General features: G+C 61.8%; 19 protein-coding genes and 1 tRNA gene. 13 read left to right on the forward strand and 7 right to left on the reverse strand.

The window, feature by feature from the left end; translation table 11 throughout:
* Nucleotides 1–183: 183 nt before the first annotated feature.
* Nucleotides 184–2,610, reverse strand: a complete 2,427-nt coding sequence (locus MTP38_RS10900) for a glycosyltransferase family 2 protein (protein ID WP_249233564.1) — start codon at nt 2,608–2,610, stop codon at nt 184–186.
* Between the two features lie 149 nt (nt 2,611–2,759).
* Nucleotides 2,760–3,839, reverse strand: coding sequence for a SpoIID/LytB domain-containing protein (locus tag MTP38_RS10905; protein ID WP_249233565.1), 1,080 nt, complete (start codon nt 3,837–3,839; stop codon nt 2,760–2,762).
* A gap of 183 nt (nt 3,840–4,022) precedes the next feature.
* On the opposite strand from MTP38_RS10905, the gene MTP38_RS10910 reads away from it, so the two are divergent.
* The gene (locus tag MTP38_RS10910) at nt 4,023–4,814 is read left to right on the forward strand and encodes a threonine/serine exporter family protein (protein WP_249233566.1); all 792 of its coding nucleotides are present in this window, start codon (nt 4,023–4,025) and stop codon (nt 4,812–4,814) included.
* Nucleotides 4,814–5,275 (forward strand): threonine/serine exporter family protein, encoded by a 462-nt coding sequence (locus MTP38_RS10915; protein WP_249234688.1) that lies wholly within the window; start codon nt 4,814–4,816, stop codon nt 5,273–5,275. The genes MTP38_RS10910 and MTP38_RS10915 overlap by 1 nt, the downstream gene beginning before the upstream one ends.
* 102 nt (nt 5,276–5,377) lie before the next feature.
* Here MTP38_RS10915 and MTP38_RS10920 read toward each other — a convergent pair whose 3' ends face one another.
* A complete protein-coding gene (locus MTP38_RS10920) occupies nt 5,378–5,737 on the reverse strand; it encodes a twin-arginine translocation signal domain-containing protein (protein WP_249233567.1) in 360 nt (119 codons plus the stop codon).
* Between the two features lie 305 nt (nt 5,738–6,042).
* On the opposite strand from MTP38_RS10920, the gene MTP38_RS10925 reads away from it, so the two are divergent.
* The 4 genes from MTP38_RS10925 to MTP38_RS10940 all read left to right on the forward strand — a co-directional run bounded on the left by MTP38_RS10925 (nt 6,043) and on the right by MTP38_RS10940 (nt 9,563).
* A complete protein-coding gene (locus tag MTP38_RS10925) occupies nt 6,043–6,618 on the forward strand; it encodes a nitroreductase family protein (protein WP_249233568.1) in 576 nt (191 codons plus the stop codon).
* Between the two features lie 475 nt (nt 6,619–7,093).
* Entirely contained in the window at nt 7,094–7,936 is an 843-nt protein-coding gene (locus MTP38_RS10930; protein ID WP_249233569.1) for an amino acid ABC transporter substrate-binding protein, read from the forward strand.
* Nucleotides 7,937–8,044: 108 nt separating this feature from the next.
* On the forward strand, nt 8,045–8,809 hold the full coding sequence (locus MTP38_RS10935; protein ID WP_227620553.1) for an amino acid ABC transporter permease: 765 nt from the start codon (nt 8,045–8,047) through the stop codon (nt 8,807–8,809).
* On the forward strand, nt 8,799–9,563 hold the full coding sequence (locus MTP38_RS10940) for an amino acid ABC transporter ATP-binding protein (protein ID WP_330221117.1): 765 nt from the start codon (nt 8,799–8,801) through the stop codon (nt 9,561–9,563). Before MTP38_RS10935 ends, MTP38_RS10940 begins: the two co-directional genes overlap by 11 nt.
* A 190-nt stretch (nt 9,564–9,753) precedes the next feature.
* Here MTP38_RS10940 and MTP38_RS10945 read toward each other — a convergent pair whose 3' ends face one another.
* The 3 genes from MTP38_RS10945 to MTP38_RS10955 are packed head-to-tail and all read right to left on the reverse strand — an operon-like array spanning nt 9,754 to nt 12,941.
* Nucleotides 9,754–10,536 (reverse strand): TPM domain-containing protein, encoded by a 783-nt coding sequence (locus MTP38_RS10945; RefSeq protein WP_249233570.1) that lies wholly within the window; start codon nt 10,534–10,536, stop codon nt 9,754–9,756.
* A 17-nt stretch (nt 10,537–10,553) separates the two neighbouring features.
* Nucleotides 10,554–11,639 carry a hypothetical protein gene (locus MTP38_RS10950; RefSeq protein ID WP_249233571.1) on the reverse strand — a complete coding sequence of 362 codons (1,086 nt, stop codon included), beginning with the start codon at nt 11,637–11,639 and terminating at the stop codon, nt 10,554–10,556.
* Nucleotides 11,640–11,654: 15 nt separating this feature from the next.
* Nucleotides 11,655–12,941: an SPFH domain-containing protein gene (locus tag MTP38_RS10955; protein WP_249233572.1), complete on the reverse strand. Its 1,287-nt coding sequence runs from the start codon at nt 12,939–12,941 to the stop codon at nt 11,655–11,657.
* Between the two features lie 574 nt (nt 12,942–13,515).
* On the opposite strand from MTP38_RS10955, the gene thiW reads away from it, so the two are divergent.
* From thiW to thiC, 5 genes are all read left to right on the forward strand, one after another.
* Entirely contained in the window at nt 13,516–14,031 is a 516-nt protein-coding gene (gene thiW, locus MTP38_RS10960; RefSeq protein ID WP_227621855.1) for an energy coupling factor transporter S component ThiW, read from the forward strand.
* A gap of 21 nt (nt 14,032–14,052) precedes the next feature.
* A complete protein-coding gene (gene thiM, locus MTP38_RS10965; protein WP_249233573.1) occupies nt 14,053–14,874 on the forward strand; it encodes a hydroxyethylthiazole kinase in 822 nt (273 codons plus the stop codon).
* Entirely contained in the window at nt 14,861–15,514 is a 654-nt protein-coding gene (thiE, locus tag MTP38_RS10970) for a thiamine phosphate synthase (protein WP_249233574.1), read from the forward strand. The genes thiM and thiE overlap by 14 nt, the downstream gene beginning before the upstream one ends.
* An 89-nt stretch (nt 15,515–15,603) precedes the next feature.
* Nucleotides 15,604–16,437 (forward strand): bifunctional hydroxymethylpyrimidine kinase/phosphomethylpyrimidine kinase, encoded by an 834-nt coding sequence (gene thiD, locus MTP38_RS10975; protein WP_249233575.1) that lies wholly within the window; start codon nt 15,604–15,606, stop codon nt 16,435–16,437.
* A 27-nt stretch (nt 16,438–16,464) separates the two neighbouring features.
* Nucleotides 16,465–17,775, forward strand: a complete 1,311-nt coding sequence (gene thiC / locus MTP38_RS10980; protein WP_227621859.1) for a phosphomethylpyrimidine synthase ThiC — start codon at nt 16,465–16,467, stop codon at nt 17,773–17,775.
* A gap of 61 nt (nt 17,776–17,836) precedes the next feature.
* On the opposite strand, the gene MTP38_RS10985 is transcribed toward thiC, so the two are convergent.
* Nucleotides 17,837–17,907 (reverse strand) — tRNA-Gln (locus MTP38_RS10985).
* A 178-nt stretch (nt 17,908–18,085) separates the two neighbouring features.
* On the opposite strand from MTP38_RS10985, the gene MTP38_RS10990 reads away from it, so the two are divergent.
* Both MTP38_RS10990 and MTP38_RS10995 read left to right on the forward strand, forming a co-directional pair.
* Nucleotides 18,086–18,391, forward strand: a complete 306-nt coding sequence (locus tag MTP38_RS10990; RefSeq protein ID WP_227621860.1) for a hypothetical protein — start codon at nt 18,086–18,088, stop codon at nt 18,389–18,391.
* A 21-nt stretch (nt 18,392–18,412) separates the two neighbouring features.
* Nucleotides 18,413–18,586: a hypothetical protein gene (locus MTP38_RS10995; RefSeq protein ID WP_015565547.1), complete on the forward strand. Its 174-nt coding sequence runs from the start codon at nt 18,413–18,415 to the stop codon at nt 18,584–18,586.
* The last annotated feature ends 21 nt before the right edge of the window (nt 18,587–18,607 follow it).

The following is an 18,607-nucleotide window of genomic DNA, read 5'->3' on the forward strand; positions in this document are numbered from 1 at the left end:
CTTTCCGCCATGCCAAAGGCTCCCCCTCGATGGGGCAACAATGACGACCGCCGCCAGTGGCGGAAACAGGGAGTCATTGTTGGGGCAGCGGCCAGCAAGACGCGAGCGAAGCGCCGCGGATGCTGGGAGCCGCAACCCGGCTTTGGCGAGCGAAGCGAGACTGAGAGGTTGTTCCTCTTTTGTTTATTCCAGCGGCAGGATCTTCAAGCTGAAATCCTCGCGCTGGATGTCGAAGTTGGGGTTGGTGCAGGGGTCGCCCGCAGCCAGCAGGTCGCCCCAGCGGGCCTGAAAACGCAGCACCTCGCCCTGAAAGCGCTTCTGCTTTTCGGGGTTGTCCTCCACGCCGCGGCTCTTGCTCTCGTAGTGGTAGAGCTGGGCGAAGGGAGTGAAGACGTTGGTGTAGCCTGCCTGACGAACGCGGACGCAGAAGTCCACATCGTTGAAGGCCACGGCATAGCTCTCATCCAGACCGCCCACCTCGTCGTAGATCTCCTTGCGGATGAGCAGGCAGGCGGCAGTGTCGGCGTAGACGTCCTGTACATAGTTCAGCCGTCCCATATAGCCGTCGGAGCTGGCGGGATAATACTTGTGCAGATGGCCCGCCACACCGCCGATGCCGAAGCCGACGCCGGCGTGCTGGATGGTATCGTCCGGGTAGAGCAGCTTTGCGCCCACGCAGCCCACCCGCTTCTGCTGGGCGTACATGACCATCTCTTCCAGCCATGCGGCCGTGATGACCTCAGTGTCGTTGTTGAGGAGCAGCAGATATTCGCCGGTGGCGAACTTCTCGCCGAAGTTGTTCAGGGCGCTGTAATTGAAGCCCTTGCCCTCCCACGTGACGACCTTGAGGGTGTCGGGGTGTTCTTTCTGCATCCGCTCGTAGGCCCGGAAGGTCTCGGGGGCCTTGCTGTTGTTTTCGATGAGGATGATCTCAAGATCCGGATAGGTCGTGCGGGCATAAATGGACTCCACACAGGTCTCCAGATCGTGGATGTGATCGCAGGTGGGGATGAGGATGCTCACCCGGCCCGGATGGGCGATGGTGTAGTCGGTCTTGTAATAGCCCGGCGTACCCGGAATGAGGGAGACATCGTCCACGGCCACGCCGCAGCGGGCATAATGGGCCTTGAGGGCCGCGATGCCCGCGTCGATGCAGTAGGTCTTGGCGGAGATGTCGCTGGCCGTGCTGCCGGGGCTGGAGCGCCAGTAATAGAGGGCATGGGGGATGTGGACGATCTTCCTCGCCTTTTCCGTCAGGCGGAGGAACAGCTCGTAGTCCTGACTGCCGTTGTACTCCATCCGCTCGGGGCCGCCTGCGGCGTCCATCAGCCGACGGCTGAAGAGGGTCAGGTGGCAGATATAGTTGTTGGAGCGGAGGTTGTCCAGCATGAAATCGGGCTTGAAGTGGTAGAGCACCACATTCTCCACCTTGCCCTCGAAGGTCGCCTCGTCGGTGTAGACGAAGTCGGCCCCCTGCTCGGCGATGGCCTTGGCGGCATACCAGAGGGCACAGGGGTGGAGGATGTCGTCGTGGTCCAGCAGGGCGATGAAGTCGCCGGTGGCCATCTCGATGCCCTTATTGGTGTTGCCGGGGATCAGCTCGTTCTTTTCCAGCTTCTGGTAGCGGATGCGGGGGTCTGCGGCGGCACGCTGCCGGACCATCTCCCCCACGCCCGGGGCAGTGCCGGCGTCCACACAGCAAAGCTCCCAGTTCCGGTAGGTCTGGTTCACGACCGAGTCCAGCAGCTCCTCAAGGAAGTCCAGCGGGGTGTTGTACAGAGGCACCACGATGCTGATCTTGGGGCCTGCGGGCTGATCTTCCGCCTGATGCACCAGCAGCTCCACCGAGGCGAAGCGGTCCGCGCGCATGACCCTGCCCGGGAAGAGGGCGGCATACTCGCGGCGGGCGCGGGCCTGCTCCCGCACGCCCTCGATCCCGCCCCGGCGCAGCTCCCGCAGCAGGACGAAGAGGGGCAGAGTGTGCCAGAGCTGGCGGCTCTTGCTGACGGCGTAGCGCATGGGCCATGTCATCTTCCAGAAGGTCGAGCCGGTCACTTCGGCCAGCGTCTTTTCCAGCTGCTGCTCGTGGCTGCGGCTGAGGGAAAGGTCGCTGCGCAGCCGGGCGATCAGCTCGGCTTCCTCGCCGCAGGTGCGCTCGGCGCGCACCATCCGGTCGCGCAGGATGTCCATTTCCAGCTCATAGCCCCGCACCATCTTATACCCGGTGGGCTGGGAGGCGCAGAAGAGGGCGGACTGCTGGGCGCGGCCCTTGCTGCGCCAGCCGAAGTCGCGGAAATATCCTCTCTGCGCCAGCTGCTCGGCCCAGCCCGCCATGACGGTGCTCTCACTGCTCACCAGCAGCACCCGGGCGGGCAGCTTCTCCGGCAGCGTCTCATAGGCCGGGTCCACCACGACCAGAAGCTCTGCCTCTGAGCCTTCCGCCCACGCCTCCGCCGCTACGCCTGCCCGGCGCAGCGCCTTGGTCAGCAGAAGGCTCTGCTCTCCCAGCAGGGCCGCCGAGGCGGCAGCCGCCTCCTCTGCGATGCGCTGCGCCAGTGCACGGCAGCGCTCCCGCTCCTGCTTTTCTTTTTTTTCCTTCTCCAACTGCATTCCGTTCTCTCCACCTAATATCATTTATCGTATCGTCCCAGCGATTTCGGGACGTGAAGCGCAAAAGAGCCGTTTCTTGAGTACAAACGTGTACAGTATACCAAATCGCGCCTCATTTGAGAAGTATTTTGCGCAATTCCTTTCGTTTTTTACATCCCGAGCAGGCGGCGCAGCCAGCTGAACAGTCCACCGCCGGAAGAGCTGCCGCTGCCCACCGTCCGGATGGAAACGCCGGAGTAGTAGTGCTTGAGGATGTCGCGATAGCCCATCCCCTCCTCGGCGGCATAGCCCACCGCGCCGCACTGGCTCATGCCCACGCCGTGGCCGAAGCCATAGTAGTTCATGCAGGGCACGCCTGCAGCATCTGCGCTGAAATCGAAGCAGTAGCGGGAGGACACGAACTGGTTGATGTAGCGGTAGCTGCGGCCGTTGGACACCAGCGTGTTGTACTGGACGAAGCCGCCGAGGTCTTTGTGGGTGGTATCGGCGCTCTGGTAAGGCTCACCGGTGCGGCTGTCCTTGTACTCGGTGTAGTCGTAGTCCTTGCCGATGACCCGGCGGAGCTTTTCGTGGTACTGGCGCTCGTAGGGGCTTTCGACGCTCTTGAGGTAGGGCACATCCGAACCCCACGCATCGAGGCTGGAGCAGGTGCCGTAAACGCCGGTCTGGGTGTTATAACCCGCGCTGGCCGACCAGACGGCGTCGATGACGCTGCCGTTGTAGGTCAGCACCTCATCCTTCACCGACTCCACCGCCTTACGAATGGCCGAGCGGGCCGAGGCGGGGATGTCCTCCACCGGGGTGTAGATGAGGGCGTTGGCCGAAGAGCCATACTGCTTGTGGTACTCGAGGTAGGAGTGGATGGCCACGGCCTGCGCTTTCCACGCCTCCTGCGCCGCGCTGGCGCTGACATAGCTGCCGATGGAGCCAAGCTCGGTGTAGGTGATGCCCACGAGGCAGTCCGCGAGGTCGAGGGTCACGTTCCTGCGCAGGCCCTTGCCCTTGATGTTCAGATAGGGCATGGTAATCTTATCTTTGGAGCCGAAGAGCCAGCTCAGACAATTTTCTTCTTCCCCCGGGACGAGGGTGGTGTTTGCGCCGCCGATGGTGGTGGCCCCGGGCGCGACATCCTCGGCAAACACCGCCGGGACAGCCACACACAGCATCACCGCTGCCAGCACCAGCGCCGCCAGACGGCGCGCGAAACTCAGACTCTGCTTCACAGTCATTTTCCTCCTGTCGTTTTCGACATTTCTATAGTCAGTATCAGTGTAACACACTGCGCCCCCGACGGCAAGGACGGAAGTTGTGCGAAAATGTGAAAAGACGCCTTTGCAAGCTCCGGGAATTGTGATAAAGTATAGCAGGAGAGAACAGGTCCGCCTCTGACAGGCAGGACAAGGAGGGCCGGAATGGACAGCAGAGAGTTATACCCCACCGACGAGCAGCGCCGCCGCATCATGGATTTCATCATGGCGGCAGGCGAGACGCTGCTGGAAAACGGAGCGGAGGTCTTTCGGGTGGAGCAGACGATGGAGATCATGGCCCGCAGCTTCCATCTGCGGGAGTTCCACGTCTATGTGCTGACCAACGGCATCTTCGCCAGCGCAGGCACGGCGGAGATCGCCGAGGTGCGGAACGTACCGGTGCGGACGACCCACTTGGGCCGGGTGGTGGCGGTGAACGCCCTTTCCCGTCAGATCGCCGCCGGGGGCGTCACGCTGGACGAGGCCGAGTGCCGTCTGGCCGAGGCCCGGCACATCCCCTTCCCCAAGGGCCGGACCCAGCTTCTGGCCGGGATGAGCGGCGCAGCCTGCTTCGCCCTCATCTTCGGCGGCACGGTGCACTCGGCGCTGGCGGCGGCTGTGGCCGGCTTCCTCGTCAGCGGCTATCTGCTGCTCTGCGAGAAAAAGGGGTTATCCAGCGGCTTCCGCAAGATCTCGGCGGCGGCCCTTATCACGCTGGTCTGCATCGTCGGGTGCTCCCTGCTGGGCATCGAGTCCAGCCATGCCATCATCGGCACCCTGATGATCCTGACCCCCGGCATCGCTTTCACCATGGGCATCCGGGACTTCGTGCAGGGCGACTACCTCTCGGGGACCATCCGGATGATCGACGCCCTGCTGATTGCAGCCAGCATCGCCATCGGCACCGGTCTCGTGCTGAGCCTTACTTCGATCCTGACGGGGGTGACGGTGGTATGATGACGATGACAAATGCCCAGATCGGCCAGCTGGTGGCCCAGTTCTTTCTGGCCGGGGCGGGGACGCTGAGCTTCGCCATCCTCTTCGCCTGCCCCCGGCGCACCCTCCCCTGCTGCGCACTGGTGGGCGCAGCGGGCTGGTTCGTCTATGAGCTGGCGGTCTTGTACGGAGCCGATGCCGCGGCGGCTTCCCTCATCGCGGTCATCCCGCTGACGCTGGTGTCCCGGCTCTTCGCCATCCTGCTCAAAACGCCGGTAACGGTCTTTCTGCTCACCGGCATCTTCCCCCTCGTGCCCGGCGCAGGCATCTACTACACGGCCTACTACTTCATCCAAGGCGAAAACGCCCTCTCGCTGGCCAACGGCATCTCCACCTTCAAGGTCGCCGTTTCGCTGGCCGTGGGCATCGCGCTGGTGCTGGGCCTGCCCATGCCGAAGGGGCATAGGTGGAAGAGCAAATAAGCTGTAACAACAAAAAGCACCCGCAGCGCTGTTTCCCCATGATATGGAAACGTGCTGCGGGTGTTTCTTTGTTCAAAAATGCGCTTTATCGCGCAGTTTCAATTATGCAATGACCATCTCAATTTTCGCAACTGGCTTTTCTGCCGTCCAGTCAACGTCAAACTCTGTCAGCCCCTCGTTCTTCAGCTTAAAGCCTTGATTTGTACGAATCTTTTTCAGAGTCTCCTCGATCTGCTCCTTTTTGACCGTGCCGCCCTTGACGACACTAACGGTTTCCGTATACGAGCCGTCGTCAACCTGCTTCTGACCCAAAATAAGGCTTTCATACCAGTACTGGACTTCAACATCTGCCATCACAGGGTTTTTGCTGCTATCGCAGCCGGAGAGAACACCCGCTGCTGCCACGGCCAGAGCCATCACACCAGCGCTCTTCAGGAAATTACGACGAGTCATATTAGTCATTTTCTTGCACCTCATAAACTGTTTTGCTTCTTCTTGTTTTCCTCTGCGCATCTCCACAGAGGACGGTTAGTTTGCCGAAACTAATAATAGGCCATCTCCTGCTTTTTGTCAATATTTTTCCAGTATGTTAGCGTTCATTAACATTATATCATCATTTTTTATCTCCGGTTTATGGATTTTTCTCTCATTTCTTCATTTCTCAGACAGGCCTTTCCCGTGTTTTCCGCTGATTCCAAATTTCTTGCACCGCGTCTGCTCCTATGCTATAATCAGGCTGTACTTATATAGTAAAGGAGTGTCCGCTGATGTCTATTATGGAAACGCTTGCCGCCCGCCGCACCTACCGCCGCTTCGCCCAGAAGCCGGTGCCGCAGGATGTGGTGGAGGATATGGTCGAGGCTTTGCGCCTTTCGTCCTGCGGCGCGAACCGTCAGGCCGTGAAGCTGGTGGTGGTGCAAAGCCCTGAGATGGTGGCGAAAGTCCACCCGCTGGTCAAGTGGGCCGGCTATCTGCCGCCGGAGCAGGGCACGCCCAAAGCCGACGAGCAGCCGGTGATGTATCTGGCCGTCGTGCAGGACAGCGCCATCCCCGGCGACCTCAACACCGACACCGGCATCGCGCTGGCCAACATCACCCTTGCCGCGTGGGACAAGGGCGTGGGCAGCTGCATCATGGGTGCCATCAACAAGCCTGCCCTGAGCGAGCTGTTGGGCATCGCCGAGCCGGACAAGCTGGCCTTCATGGTGGCGCTGGGCTACCCCGCCCACACCGCCAAGGTCGTCCCCATGACCGAAGAGACGGGCATCAAATATTATCTGGACGAGGACCGCAACTACTGTGTGCCCAAGCGGAGCAGGGAGGAGCTGGCGCGAGAGATTTAACCGCTCCGTCACGCCTGACGGCGTAGGGCAGGCGCTCCTTCGTACAACCTCTCAGTCTGCTTCGCAGACAGCTCCCCTTGTAGGGGAGCCTCTGGCGAAGAGATGAAGCTTTACGGAATGCCAAGGCCTCTCCTCGGTAGGCAACGGCGACGACCGCCGCCAGTGGCGGAAACAGGGAATCGCTGTTGGGGCAGCGGCCAGCAGGATGCAAGCGGCAGCGAAGCAGACGCTGGGAGCCGCAACCCGGGCAGGGGCACGGCGAAGCCGTGACGGAGAGGTTTTGCATATATTCATACTTCATCCTCAATATTCTGCATAATTGTTTGCAATTCGGTTTCAATTTGATGGAATTTTTGCACAACACTTGACTTTTCAAATTGTACAACCTATACTAAACACGCTCTCTGATTTTTCGATGAATCGCATCGCAGCAGAGAACTGCAAATGATATGCACATAAAGAGGAGTGTTTGAATATGAAAAAGATCTCTCGCCGCAGCTTTCTCGCTGCTTCCGGCCTGACCATTGCTGCTCTGGCTCTGACTGCCTGCGGCGGCTCTGCCTCCACCGCTTCTTCCGCTGCAAGCTCTGTGGTTGCTTCTTCCGAGGCTGCTTCCACCAGCGCTGCTGCTGCTGAGCTGACCACCGTTGAGGCTGGCAAGCTGACCATGGCCACCAACGCCGCCTTCCCTCCGTACGAGATGACCACCGATGCAGGCGCATTTGAGGGCATTGATATCGATACCGCTCAGGCCATCGCCGACAAGCTGGGCCTCGAGCTGCAGATCGACGACATGGACTTTGACGCTGCTCTTCTGAGCGTCCAGCAGGGCAAGGCCGACATCGCCATGGCTGGCGTCACCGTCACCGACGAGCGCAAGAACGTCATGGATTTCTCCGACAGCTACGCTACCGGCATCCAGTCCATCATCGTGCCCGAGGGTTCTGACATCGCTTCTCCCGACGATCTGGCCGGCAAGATGATCGGCACCCAGCGCGGCACCACTGGCTACATCTACTGCTCCGATGACTTCGGCGACGATGCAGTCGTGGCTTACGACGATGGTCTGACCGCTGTGCAGGCTCTGAACAACGGTCAGGTGGACGCTGTCGTCATCGACAATGCCCCCGCCAAGGAGTTCGTCGCTGCCAACCCCGGTCTGGTCCTTCTGGACACCAGCTACGCCGAGGAGGACTACGCCATCGGCATGGCCAAGGGCAACACCGCTCTGGAAGACGCTGTCAACGCTGCTCTGGAGGAGCTGAAGGCAGACGGCACCCTGCAGTCCATCGTGGACAAGTACATCACCGCTGAATAATCAGCGCGTTTCTTTCCGCGTCAGGGGGAGGCGGCCTGAAAAGGCTCCTCCCCTTTTTTGAAATCCACCGGTTACAAAATTTTTACAAAAAGAAAGGTGAGGATGCGAATGGCCGCACAATACGAGCTGCTGAAAGAGCTTCTCAACAGCGGGACGCCGCTCAGCTTCGGGCAGAACATTTTCTTTAAGTTTTATCAGGCATTCATCCTGAAGGACCGCTGGCTCCAGTACATCAACGGCGTGGGCACCACCCTGCTGGTCACAGCCATCGCGCTGGCGATGGGCGTCGCGCTGGGCAGCGTGGTGGCGCTGGTGCGTGTGGCCCACGACCAGCAGCGCACCGGCCGCATGAACCCGGTGCTGGGCTTCTTCAACGCGGTGTGTCAGGTGTACACCACTATCATCCGCGGCACGCCTATGATGGTGCAGCTGCTCATCATGAGCATGGTCATCTTTGCCAACAGCCGCAACTTCACGATGGTCGGCGCGTTGGCGCTGGGCATCAACTCGGGCGCCTATGTCTCCGAGATCATCCGCGGCGGCCTGATGGCCGTTGACCCCGGCCAGATGGAGGCCGGCCGCAGCCTCGGCCTCAACTACATAACCACGATGGTGGTCATCATCATCCCGCAGGCCATCCGCGCCGTGCTTCCCGCCCTCGGCAACGAGTTCATCATGCTGCTGAAGGATACGTCCCTCATCACCGTCATCGGCGGCAAGGAGCTGCTGTATGCGGCACAGGGCATCATGAACCGCACCTACGAGGCCATGTTCCCCCTGTGCGGCGTCGCCCTCATCTATCTGGTGCTGGTGATGCTGTTCACATGGCTGCTCGCAAAGTTTGAGAGGAGGCTGGCACAAAGTGACCGATAAGATCCTTGAAGTCCGCGGTCTGACCAAGACCTACGGCGGCGAAAAGCGGAAGGGCGCAAAGCAGCCCACCCCCACCCTCGACGTGCTGAAGGGCATCGACATCGATATCTACCGCGGCGACGTGGTCTGCCTCATCGGCCCCTCGGGCTGCGGCAAGTCCACCTTCCTGCGCTGCCTGAACCGGCTGGAGATCCCCACCGGCGGCAGCATCAAGTTTGAGGGCGTGGAGGTGGACGATGACCACATCGACGCCGTCCGCCAGAAGATGGGCATGGTGTTCCAGCACTTCAACCTCTTCCCCCACCTGACCGTCAAGAAGAACCTCGAGCTGGCCCCCAGCCTCCTCAAGCTCAAGGACAAAGAGGCCATCTCTGCCCGCGCCGACGAGCTTCTGGCCCGCGTGGGTCTGGCCGACAAGGCCAACGCCTACCCCAAGAGCCTGTCCGGCGGCCAGCAGCAGCGCATCGCCATCGCCCGTGCGCTGGCGATGGACCCGGACGTCATCCTCTTCGACGAGCCGACCAGCGCCCTCGACCCCGAGATGGTCGGCGAGGTCCTCGAGCTGATGAAAGAGCTGGCCCACACCGGCATCACCATGCTGGTGGTCACCCACGAGATGGGCTTCGCCCGCGAAGTCTCCAACCGCGTCATCTTCATCGACGAGGGCCGCATTCAGGAGGATGAGCCGCCGCAGGAGCTGTTCACCAACCCCAAGCATCCCCGCCTGAAGGCATTCCTTTCCAAGATGCTGTAAATCCGAAATCGAAAAAGCACCATGCTGCATGACGCAACATGGTGCTTTTTTCAACCTCTCCGTCACGCCTGACGGCGTGCCACCTCCCCTATCGAGGGGAGGCCTTGGCATGGCGGAAAGCTTCATCTCTTCGCCAGAGGCTCCCCTCGGTAGGGGAGCTGTCGAGCGAATGCGAGACTGAGAGGTTATTTCAGAACGACCCTCCCGACGAGCCGCCGAAGCCGTCGGAGTCGGTGGACGAGCCGCCGGAGGAGCTTGACTCCTTCTTGGGCGGGTCATAGACCCGCTCCCGGGTGGTGTGGGTGTAGCGGTCGCGCTTGACCCGCAGAGCGAAGCCGGGCATATACTCATCGGCCCGGGTCTTCCGCTTGGCCGTCTTCATCTGGCTGTACAGGACAAAGCAGATAATGGCCGAGATGCCGAGGGGAACGAGCATGGCAACCATCAGGTCTCCCAGCCCGACGTCATTGTCTATGTCGATGGGTTCGCCATGGTCGGCGTAGTAGTCCAGCGCCTCATCGCACATCTCGATGTAGGTATCTGCCGCATCCTCCCACTCCTCATCGGAGAGCAGCGGGACGATCTCGTCCTCCTGCTGCTCGATGCGGTAATCGGTAAAGGCGGTGACGCCCCCGCCGTAGGTAATGGTGACATACTTGCGGGAGCCGACGGCCAGCAGGAAGAGGATGCCGCTCTGCTCGTCGCCATAGCCGAGGCCGTTGGAGATGTAATAATTCTTGGCGTATTCCCGCTGGTCTGCGTCGCCGATGCTGTCCACCACGAGGAAATAGACATCCACACCGTGGCCGTCGGAGGCGCTCTCGGCTTCCTCTTCGAGGTCGGCCAGCGTGTCGGCGTCGAAGATGCCGCATTCGTCCCGCACCAGCGGGGCGGCTGCCCCGGCCGGCAGGGTCAGGGCCATGCAGAGCAGGGCCGCTGCCAGAAGGGCAAACAGTTTTTTGCAATGTTTCATATTCCCGTCTCCCCCTCTCACAGCAGCATGAACAGGGCCGTCAGGATCATCAGCGGGATGCTGATGCCGGCAAACCACGCGGCCACCCTGCCCTTATCCACGGGCAGGTCGCCGATGAGCTTGCCGGTCTGGCCGTTCATGGCAAAGAGGAAGTCCTGCTCCTTCCAGCGGGTGTGGAGCATCCAGACCGGCAGCAGAGCGTAGTGCGGCTCGAGGGTCCGCGGGTCGATCTGCTCCGAGAGGGTCTGGATGCTGGTGTAGCCGCCCAGCGTCCCGTGGAGGGCCGCTTCGGCGCTGTGCTTCATCCGGCCCAGAGCGCGGGCGGCACACTTCTTGTCGTCCTCGTCATACCGGTCGGCCAGAAAGCCGGGCAGGTAGGCCGTGGAGAAGGGCTTGAGGGCGCTGTAGTCAAAGGGTTCGATGGCGTCCATGTGGGTGTCCGGCATCTTGCTGGAGCCGTCCACCGGCACCCGGACGAAGTCCGCATCGCCTACGCGGGCCACATCGAAGTGCTTGGTGGTGGTGACGACATAGTCGCCCTCGCGGTGGCTCTCGCTGATCTCGGCTTTGTAAGCGCCCCGGGCCTCCATCCGGCCATCGTAGAGCCAGAAGGGCACATAGACGCCCTGGATCTCCTCGATGTGGTTTCCGTCCTTGAAGGCTTTGGGGAGGAAGGCCTTGCCCTTATAATACTTCTTCAGGTTCTCGATGGCCGTCTTCCTGTCCATCTTGAAGGGGATGATGTACTCCGGCTTGAGCTTGCCGGAAAGCTGTCCGCCCAGCACGGTGGGGTTGCCGCAGTAGGGGCAGGTGGTGGCTGCTGTCTCGGGGCCGCAGACCAGCTCTGCGCCGCAGGAGGTGCAGGTGCGGCTGCTGAGGCCTCCCACCTCCCGCTCTCCCCAGACCGGGCCATTGGCCGCAGCCTTTTCGGCTGCTTCGGCGGCCTTGTCTGCCTGTGTCTGCTTCTCGCCGTAGAGGGCCTCTACCTGTGCGACATCGTAGGTCGAGCCGCAGTAATCACAGCAGAGCTTGCCGCTGGCGCTGTCGAACCGCAGCGGGCCGGTACAGGCCGGGCACTGGTAATTCGTGGTGTTTTCTGCCATCGTTCAGGCCCCCTTTCAGGCGCCGAAGGGCTTGCCGCACTCGGGGCAGAACTTCGGCGGGTTCGTGGGGTCGGCGGGCGTCCAGCCGCAGTTCGGGCACTTGGCCGCCGGGCGGGGCCTGCCGCACTCCGAGCAGAATTTGCCGGTGTTGTGTGTGCCGCAGCTGCACACCCAGCCCGCCTCGGGGCGGGGCTTGCCGCAGGCGGTGCAGAATTTGCCGGTGTTGCCGGTCTGTCCGCAGGAGCAGCTCCAGCTGCCCGCTGCCGGGGCGGCAGGGGCGGGAGCAGGCTGCTGTGCGCCCATCTGGTAGAGGGCCTGTGCGTTGATGCCCCCGGCGGCTGCGGCCTGATTCATCCCCATAAAGGCCATGGCCGGGCCGGCGGAGGTGTTCGACGCCGCGGCCTGCATGGCCGAGGCCTGTGCGCCCACCATATGGGCGGCAGCGCGGGTGGGGTCCATGAAGGCGGCGCTGCGCTGCAGCTCCTTGATCATCTGCTCGTCTTCCTCGCTGGCCTTGACGCCGGACACGCCGAGGGAGACGATCTCGATGCCGCGCAGCTTGCTCCACTTTTCGGAAAGCTCCTGATTCAGGGCCTCGGCCAGCTCGGCGGTGTGGCCGGGCAGGGACGAATAGCGGATGCCCATCTCACTGATGCGGGCGAACGCAGGCTGCAGCGCCGTCATCATCTCGGTGCGCATCTGCCCCTCGAGGGCGTCGCGGGTGTACTCATTTTCCACATTTCCGCAGACGTTGGTGTAAAACAGGATGGGGTTGACGATGCGGTAGCTGTACTCGCCGAAGCACCGGATGCTCACGTCGATGTCGATGCCTGCCCGCTGGTCCACCACACGGAAGGGCACCGGGCTGGGAGTGCCGTACTTGTTGCCCATCAGCTCCTTGGTGTTGATGTAGTAGATGCGCTGGTCGGTGGCGGCCTGACCGCCGAAGCTGAACCGCTTGCCGATCTCCGCAAAGACCTCGTCGATGTTCTTGGCCAGACCCTTGCTCAGCAGAGAGGGCTGGGTGCCGGTGTTGTAGGTGTACTCGCCCGCCTCGGCGCAGAGGTCCACCACCTTGCCCTGCTCCACGATGAGGGCGCACTGGCCCTCGGCCACCGCCACGATGGAGCCATCGGTGATGACGTTCTCGGTGCCGTGACGGTTCGAAGAGCGCCCGGAGACCTTCTTTTGTCCCTTGACGGCCAGCACCTCCGCCGGGAGAGCGCTGCAATAAAAGTATTCCTTCCACTGGTCGCCCATCACTCCGGATGCTGCACCCAATGCCGCTTTGACAAGACCCATAAGCCATATCTCCTTTTTCTGCCCGCTGTTCTGCGCGTGGGCTTTCCCTCAGTATACCACAAAACAGGCGGCGAAAAAAGAAAACCCTTGCATTTTCTCCCCGATGGGTGTAGAATACTCCCGACAAACAAATACAGGGGAGCTTGTAAACGCAGGCTGAGAGGAAGTTCTCGAACTTCGACCCTTGGAGGCTGTCTTTGGACAGCCTCTGCACCTGATGCGGATAATGCCGCCGTAGGAAGTCATAACGCTGCTTATGGATTTTTACAGGAGACGCCGCAGAGGGCGTCTCCTGTTTTTTGTTAGAAGCTGTTTTCGTAAGCGGGCAAAAAGGCCGCTCAGGCGGCGTGCAGCGCTTAGAAAACGGCTTCTCGTGTTACCGGCTGAGGGGGAGCGCCCTGAGTCTGGGTTATATGCTGCGATGGGAAGCCGTGTTCCGGCGTGAGAGGAGGCCAATGAGCCTCGACCGCTTCTTCCGTTTCTGGCATCTGCGCGGGTGCCGGTTCTGTTCGTGTGCGGGGGCGGCGGTCTGTCTGCTCCCGCATGATATTTTTATTGAAAAGGAGCACTCATCATGAAACACTACTCTGCAAAAAAGCTGGCGCTGGCCGGTATGTTCTGCGCCCTCGCCGTCGTGGGCAGCGTCTTCTCCTTCCCCGTTTTCGGCAGCAAATGCGCCCCCGTCCAGCACATGGTCAACATCCTCTGTGCCGTCCTGCTGGGGCCTTACTATGGCGTGGGCGTAGCCTTCGTGGCCTCCCTGCTGCGCAACCTGCTGGGTCTGGGCAGCCTGATGGCTTTCCCGGGCAGTATGTTCGGCGCGCTGCTCTGCGGCCTCGTCTTCCACAAGACGAAGAAGCTGCTGCCCACCCTCGTGGGCGAGGTGTTCGGTACCTCCATCCTCGGCGGTCTGTGCGCCTATCCCGTCGCCATCCTGCTGATGGGCAAGAGCGCCGGTGACATCGCCTTCTACGCCTACATCGTGCCCTTCCTCGTCTCTACCGCAGGCGGCGCGGTCATCGCAGGCGTGCTGCTGGCCGCACTTTCCCGTGCAGGCGCCCTCCGCGCCATGCAGGCCAGCCTGAGCTGAGCGGAAGGAGTAACACGACCCATGTTCCAGAGCATCTTCGCCAACGTCCGGGCCCGAAGCCCCCTCGTCCATAACATCACCAACTACGTCACCGTCAATGACTGCGCCAACATGGTGCTGGCCTGCGGCGCGTCCCCCATCATGGCGGACGATGCCGCCGAGGTAGAGGACATCACCTCTCTGTGTGCCGGGCTGAACCTGAACATCGGCACTCTGAACAGCCGCACCATCCCCTCCATGCTTCTGGCGGGCCATACCGCCCACCGGCTGGGCCGGCCCGTCGTGCTGGATCCGGTGGGTGCGGGAGCGTCCCATCTCCGCACCGAGACGGCCCTGCGGCTGCTGCGGGAGGTAAAGCCTACCGTCATCCGGGGCAACATCTCCGAGATGCGGACACTGGCGGTGGGCAGCGGCACCACCAAGGGCGTGGACGCCGACGCATCCGACAAGATCACGGAAGAGACTCTGGACCGGGCCGTGGCCTTCGTCAAGTCCTTCGCGGCCCGCACTGGGGCGGTCATCGCCGTCACCGGGGCCATCGACATCGTAGCCGACGGCCAGCGGGCGTTCTGCATCCGCAACGGCCACCCCATGATGAGCGCCGTCACCGGCACCGGCTGTCAGCTCTCGGCCCTGACGGCGGCCTTCTGCGCCGCCAACCCCGACAAGCCCTTGGAGGCTGCGGCGGCGGCTGTCTGCGCCATGGGCCTTGCGGGAGAAGTGGCCCACAGCCGCCTTACGAAGCTGGACGGCAGCGCCACCTACCGCAATTATATCATCGACGCCATCTACAACATGACCCCCGAGCAGCTCGAGGAAGGAGCACGCTATGAAATGCGATAAACACACCATGCTTCTCTACGCCGTCACCGACCGGGCATGGACGGGCCGCGAGACCCTCCGCCAGCAGGTGGAGGATGCGCTGAAGGGCGGCGTCACCTGCGTCCAGCTGCGGGAAAAAGAGCTGGACGATGCGGCATTTTTACAGGAAGCCATGGAACTTTCTGCCCTCTGCCGCAGCTATGGCGTCCCCTTCATCATCAACGATAACGTGGACATCGCCATCCAGTGCCATGCGGACGGCATCCACGTCGGGCAGGAGGACATGGCCGCAGCCGATGTCCGGGCCAAAGTCGGCCCCGATATGCTCCTCGGCGTGTCGGCCCACTCGGTGGAGGAGGCCCAGCTGGCTGTGGCCCACGGCGCGGATTATCTCGGCGTCGGCGCAGCCTTTTCCACCCACACCAAGACGGATGTGGACGTCCTGCCCGAGGGCGAGCTGAAAAAGATATGCGACGCTGTGGATGTGCCGGTCGTCGCCATCGGCGGCATCCATAAGGACAACATCCTCCAGCTGAAAGGCTCCGGCGCAGACGGCGTGGCCCTCGTGAGCGCCATCTTCGGTGCCGAGGACATCGAAGCCGAGTGCCGGGAGTTGAAGGTGCTGGCGGAACAGATCATCTATAGCAATTCAACTTTTTAATGCAACAGCAACAGCGTTGAATTGCATATCGCAAATATGCTGTTTGAATGTTGCACGAATTTCTTGACTTGCGATAAAGGAGCAAACCCATGAAAACTGCACTTACCATCGCGGGCAGCGATTCCAGCGGCGGCGCCGGCATTCAGGCCGACCTCAAGGCCATGACCATGAACGGCGTCTTCGCCATGAGCGCCATCACCGCCCTGACGGCCCAGAACACCACCGGCGTGTCCGGCATCTATGAGGTCAGCCCCGCGTTTCTGGCCCAGCAGATCGACGCTGTCTTTACCGACATCCGCCCCTGCGCGGTCAAGATCGGGATGGTGTCCTCGGCCCCGCTCATCGAGACCATCGCCGAGCGCCTCCGCTTCTACAAGGCGGAGAACATCGTCGTAGACCCCGTGATGGTAGCCACCTCCGGCTCTGACCTCATCGCCTCGGACGCTGTGCGCACCCTCTGCCGGGAGCTGTTCCCCCTCTCGGTGCTTATTACCCCCAACCGCCACGAGGCGGAAGTCCTGGCCGAAATGGCCATCCATAGCCGCGATGACATGGTACGCGCCGCGCAGACCATCGCCGGCCGCTATGGCTGCAACGTCCTGCTGAAGGGCGGCCACAGCGACACCGACGCCGACGACCTTCTGGCGCTCCGGGACGGGCAGCTGCTCTGGTTCCCGGGGCAGCGGGTCGATAACCCCAACACCCACGGCACCGGCTGCACCCTGTCCAGCGCCATCGCGGCAAACCTCGCCAAGGGCTTCGGGCTGGCGGACTCCATCGCCCGGGCCAAGGCCTATCTGACCGACGCGCTGAACGCTCAGCTCGACTTGGGCCAAGGCTCCGGCCCGCTGGACCACACCTTGGGCGGCACAGGGGTCGAAAACTGGATGCACGGCGTCCCAGACGCTGTACAGGATAAATAAAGAGCGTATTTTCGGAGGATTTGAACCATGCAGACTTACACCACACAGATGGATGCCGCACGCAAGGGCATCGTCACGCCCCAGATGGAGACGGTCGCCAAGAAGGAGTACCGCACCGTCGAGGAGATCCGTCAGCTGGTCGCCGAGGGCAAGGTGGCCATCCCGGCCAACAAGCATCACACCTGCCTCGACCCCGAGGGCATCGGCTCCATGCTTCGCACCAAGATCAATGTCAACCTCGGCGTCTCCCGCGACTGCAAGGACTACAGCATCGAGATGCAGAAGGTCATGAGCGCGGTCAACATGGGCGCAGAGGCCATCATGGACCTGTCCAGCCACGGCAACACCCAGCCCTTCCGCCAGAAGCTGACCCACGAGTGCCCTGTCATGATCGGCACCGTGCCGGTGTATGACTCGGTCATCCACTACCAGCGCGACCTCGCCACCCTGACCGCGCAGGACTTCATCGACGTGGTGCGTCTGCACGCAGAGGACGGCGTGGACTTCGTCACCCTCCACTGCGGCATCACCCGCAAGACCATCGAGCAGATCCGCAAGCACAAGCGGAAGATGAACATCGTCAGCCGCGGCGGGTCTCTGGTCTTTGCATGGATGTGTATGACCGGCAATGAGAATCCCTTCTACGAGCACTTCGACGAGATCCTCGACATCTGCGAGGAGCACGATGTCACCATCTCTCTGGGCGACGCCTGCCGTCCCGGCTGCCTCGCCGACGCCACCGACGTCTGCCAGATCGAAGAGCTGGTCCGTCTGGGCGAGCTGACCAAGCGGGCTTGGGCACACAATGTTCAGGTCATGGTGGAAGGCCCGGGCCATGTGCCCCTGAATCAGGTCGCCGCCAACATGGAGATCCAGAAGACCATCTGCATGGGCGCGCCCTTCTATGTCCTCGGCCCCATCGTCACCGACATCGCCCCCGGTTATGACCACATCACCGCTGCCATCGGCGGCGCTGTCGCAGCCATGAGCGGTGCGGCTTTCCTGTGCTATGTCACCCCCGCCGAGCATCTGGCTCTGCCCAATGTGGACGACGTCAAGCAGGGCATCGTGGCCTCCAAGATCGCCGCCCACGCCGCCGACATCGCCAAGGGCATCCCCCACGCCCGGGACATCGACGACAAGATGGGCGACGCCCGCCGTGTGCTGGACTGGGACGCACAGTTCGCCTGTGCCCTCGACCCCGAGACCGCAAAGGCCATCCGTGACGCCCGCCTGCCCGAGGATGACCACAGCGACACCTGCTCCATGTGCGGCAAGTTCTGCGCCGTCCGCAGCATGAACAAAGCTCTGGCCGGTGAGTACATCGACATCCTGTAAGATAAGATAAAAAGCCCCCGGGTGCACTGAAAACAATGCATCCGGGGGCTTTTTCATACAGTTGCGCCAGCAGGAGTCGAACCTACGATGGGGGAGTCAAAGTCCCCTGCCTTACCGCTTGGCGATGGCGCATCAGTAGAGAATAGTATAGCATATTTTTCCGGATTCCACAAGAGCCGCCGGGGCTTCCGCAAAAACTTTCTATTCTATTCCGCCCGTTCCCCATCCTTGCCGGGGGACGGCGGATATGGTATACTTGCTGTGTAAAAGTTTTCCTGTTCAGCGCACAGCGCAGAAAGGAGCGCGGCTTATGGTGCACCATCTTGTCATCGGCGTTATCTTCCTCGTCTGGGGCATTGCAGACGTCCTCCGCGTCCAGCTGCCCGGCGTGCTGGCGCGGCGGCTGGAAGCGTCCAGCGAAGAGGGCCGCCGCCTCTGGCAGCGGCTTCTGGGCGTGCTGGAACTCATCGTAGGCGGCGTACAGGTGCTGTTCTGCTTTTTCTCCGACGACCCGACCGTCACCAGCATCCTCCTCGCCGTGATGATCCTTTCGGCGGTCTGCATCCTCGGGCCGTACTACCACTGGCGGAAACAGGAAAAAGAAAACGACACCTGACACGAGAGAGGGAGTTCACCTATGGGGCCTTGGTATTATGAAGTCGTCAGCTTTGACGGCGATTACGTCAACCTGCGCCGCACCGACATCGAGAGCGACGAGCTGAACCCGGTGGCGCTGGCGCTCCTGCCGCCGGAGATCGACGTAGGCAGCAAGCTCAAGTGCGAATATTTCCAGTACGAGATCATCGGCTGACAAACCACAGAAAAGCCGCCC

This window comes from Faecalibacterium sp. I3-3-89 (genome assembly GCF_023347275.1).
Classification (GTDB): Bacteria; Bacillota; Clostridia; order Oscillospirales; family Ruminococcaceae; genus Faecalibacterium; species Faecalibacterium butyricigenerans.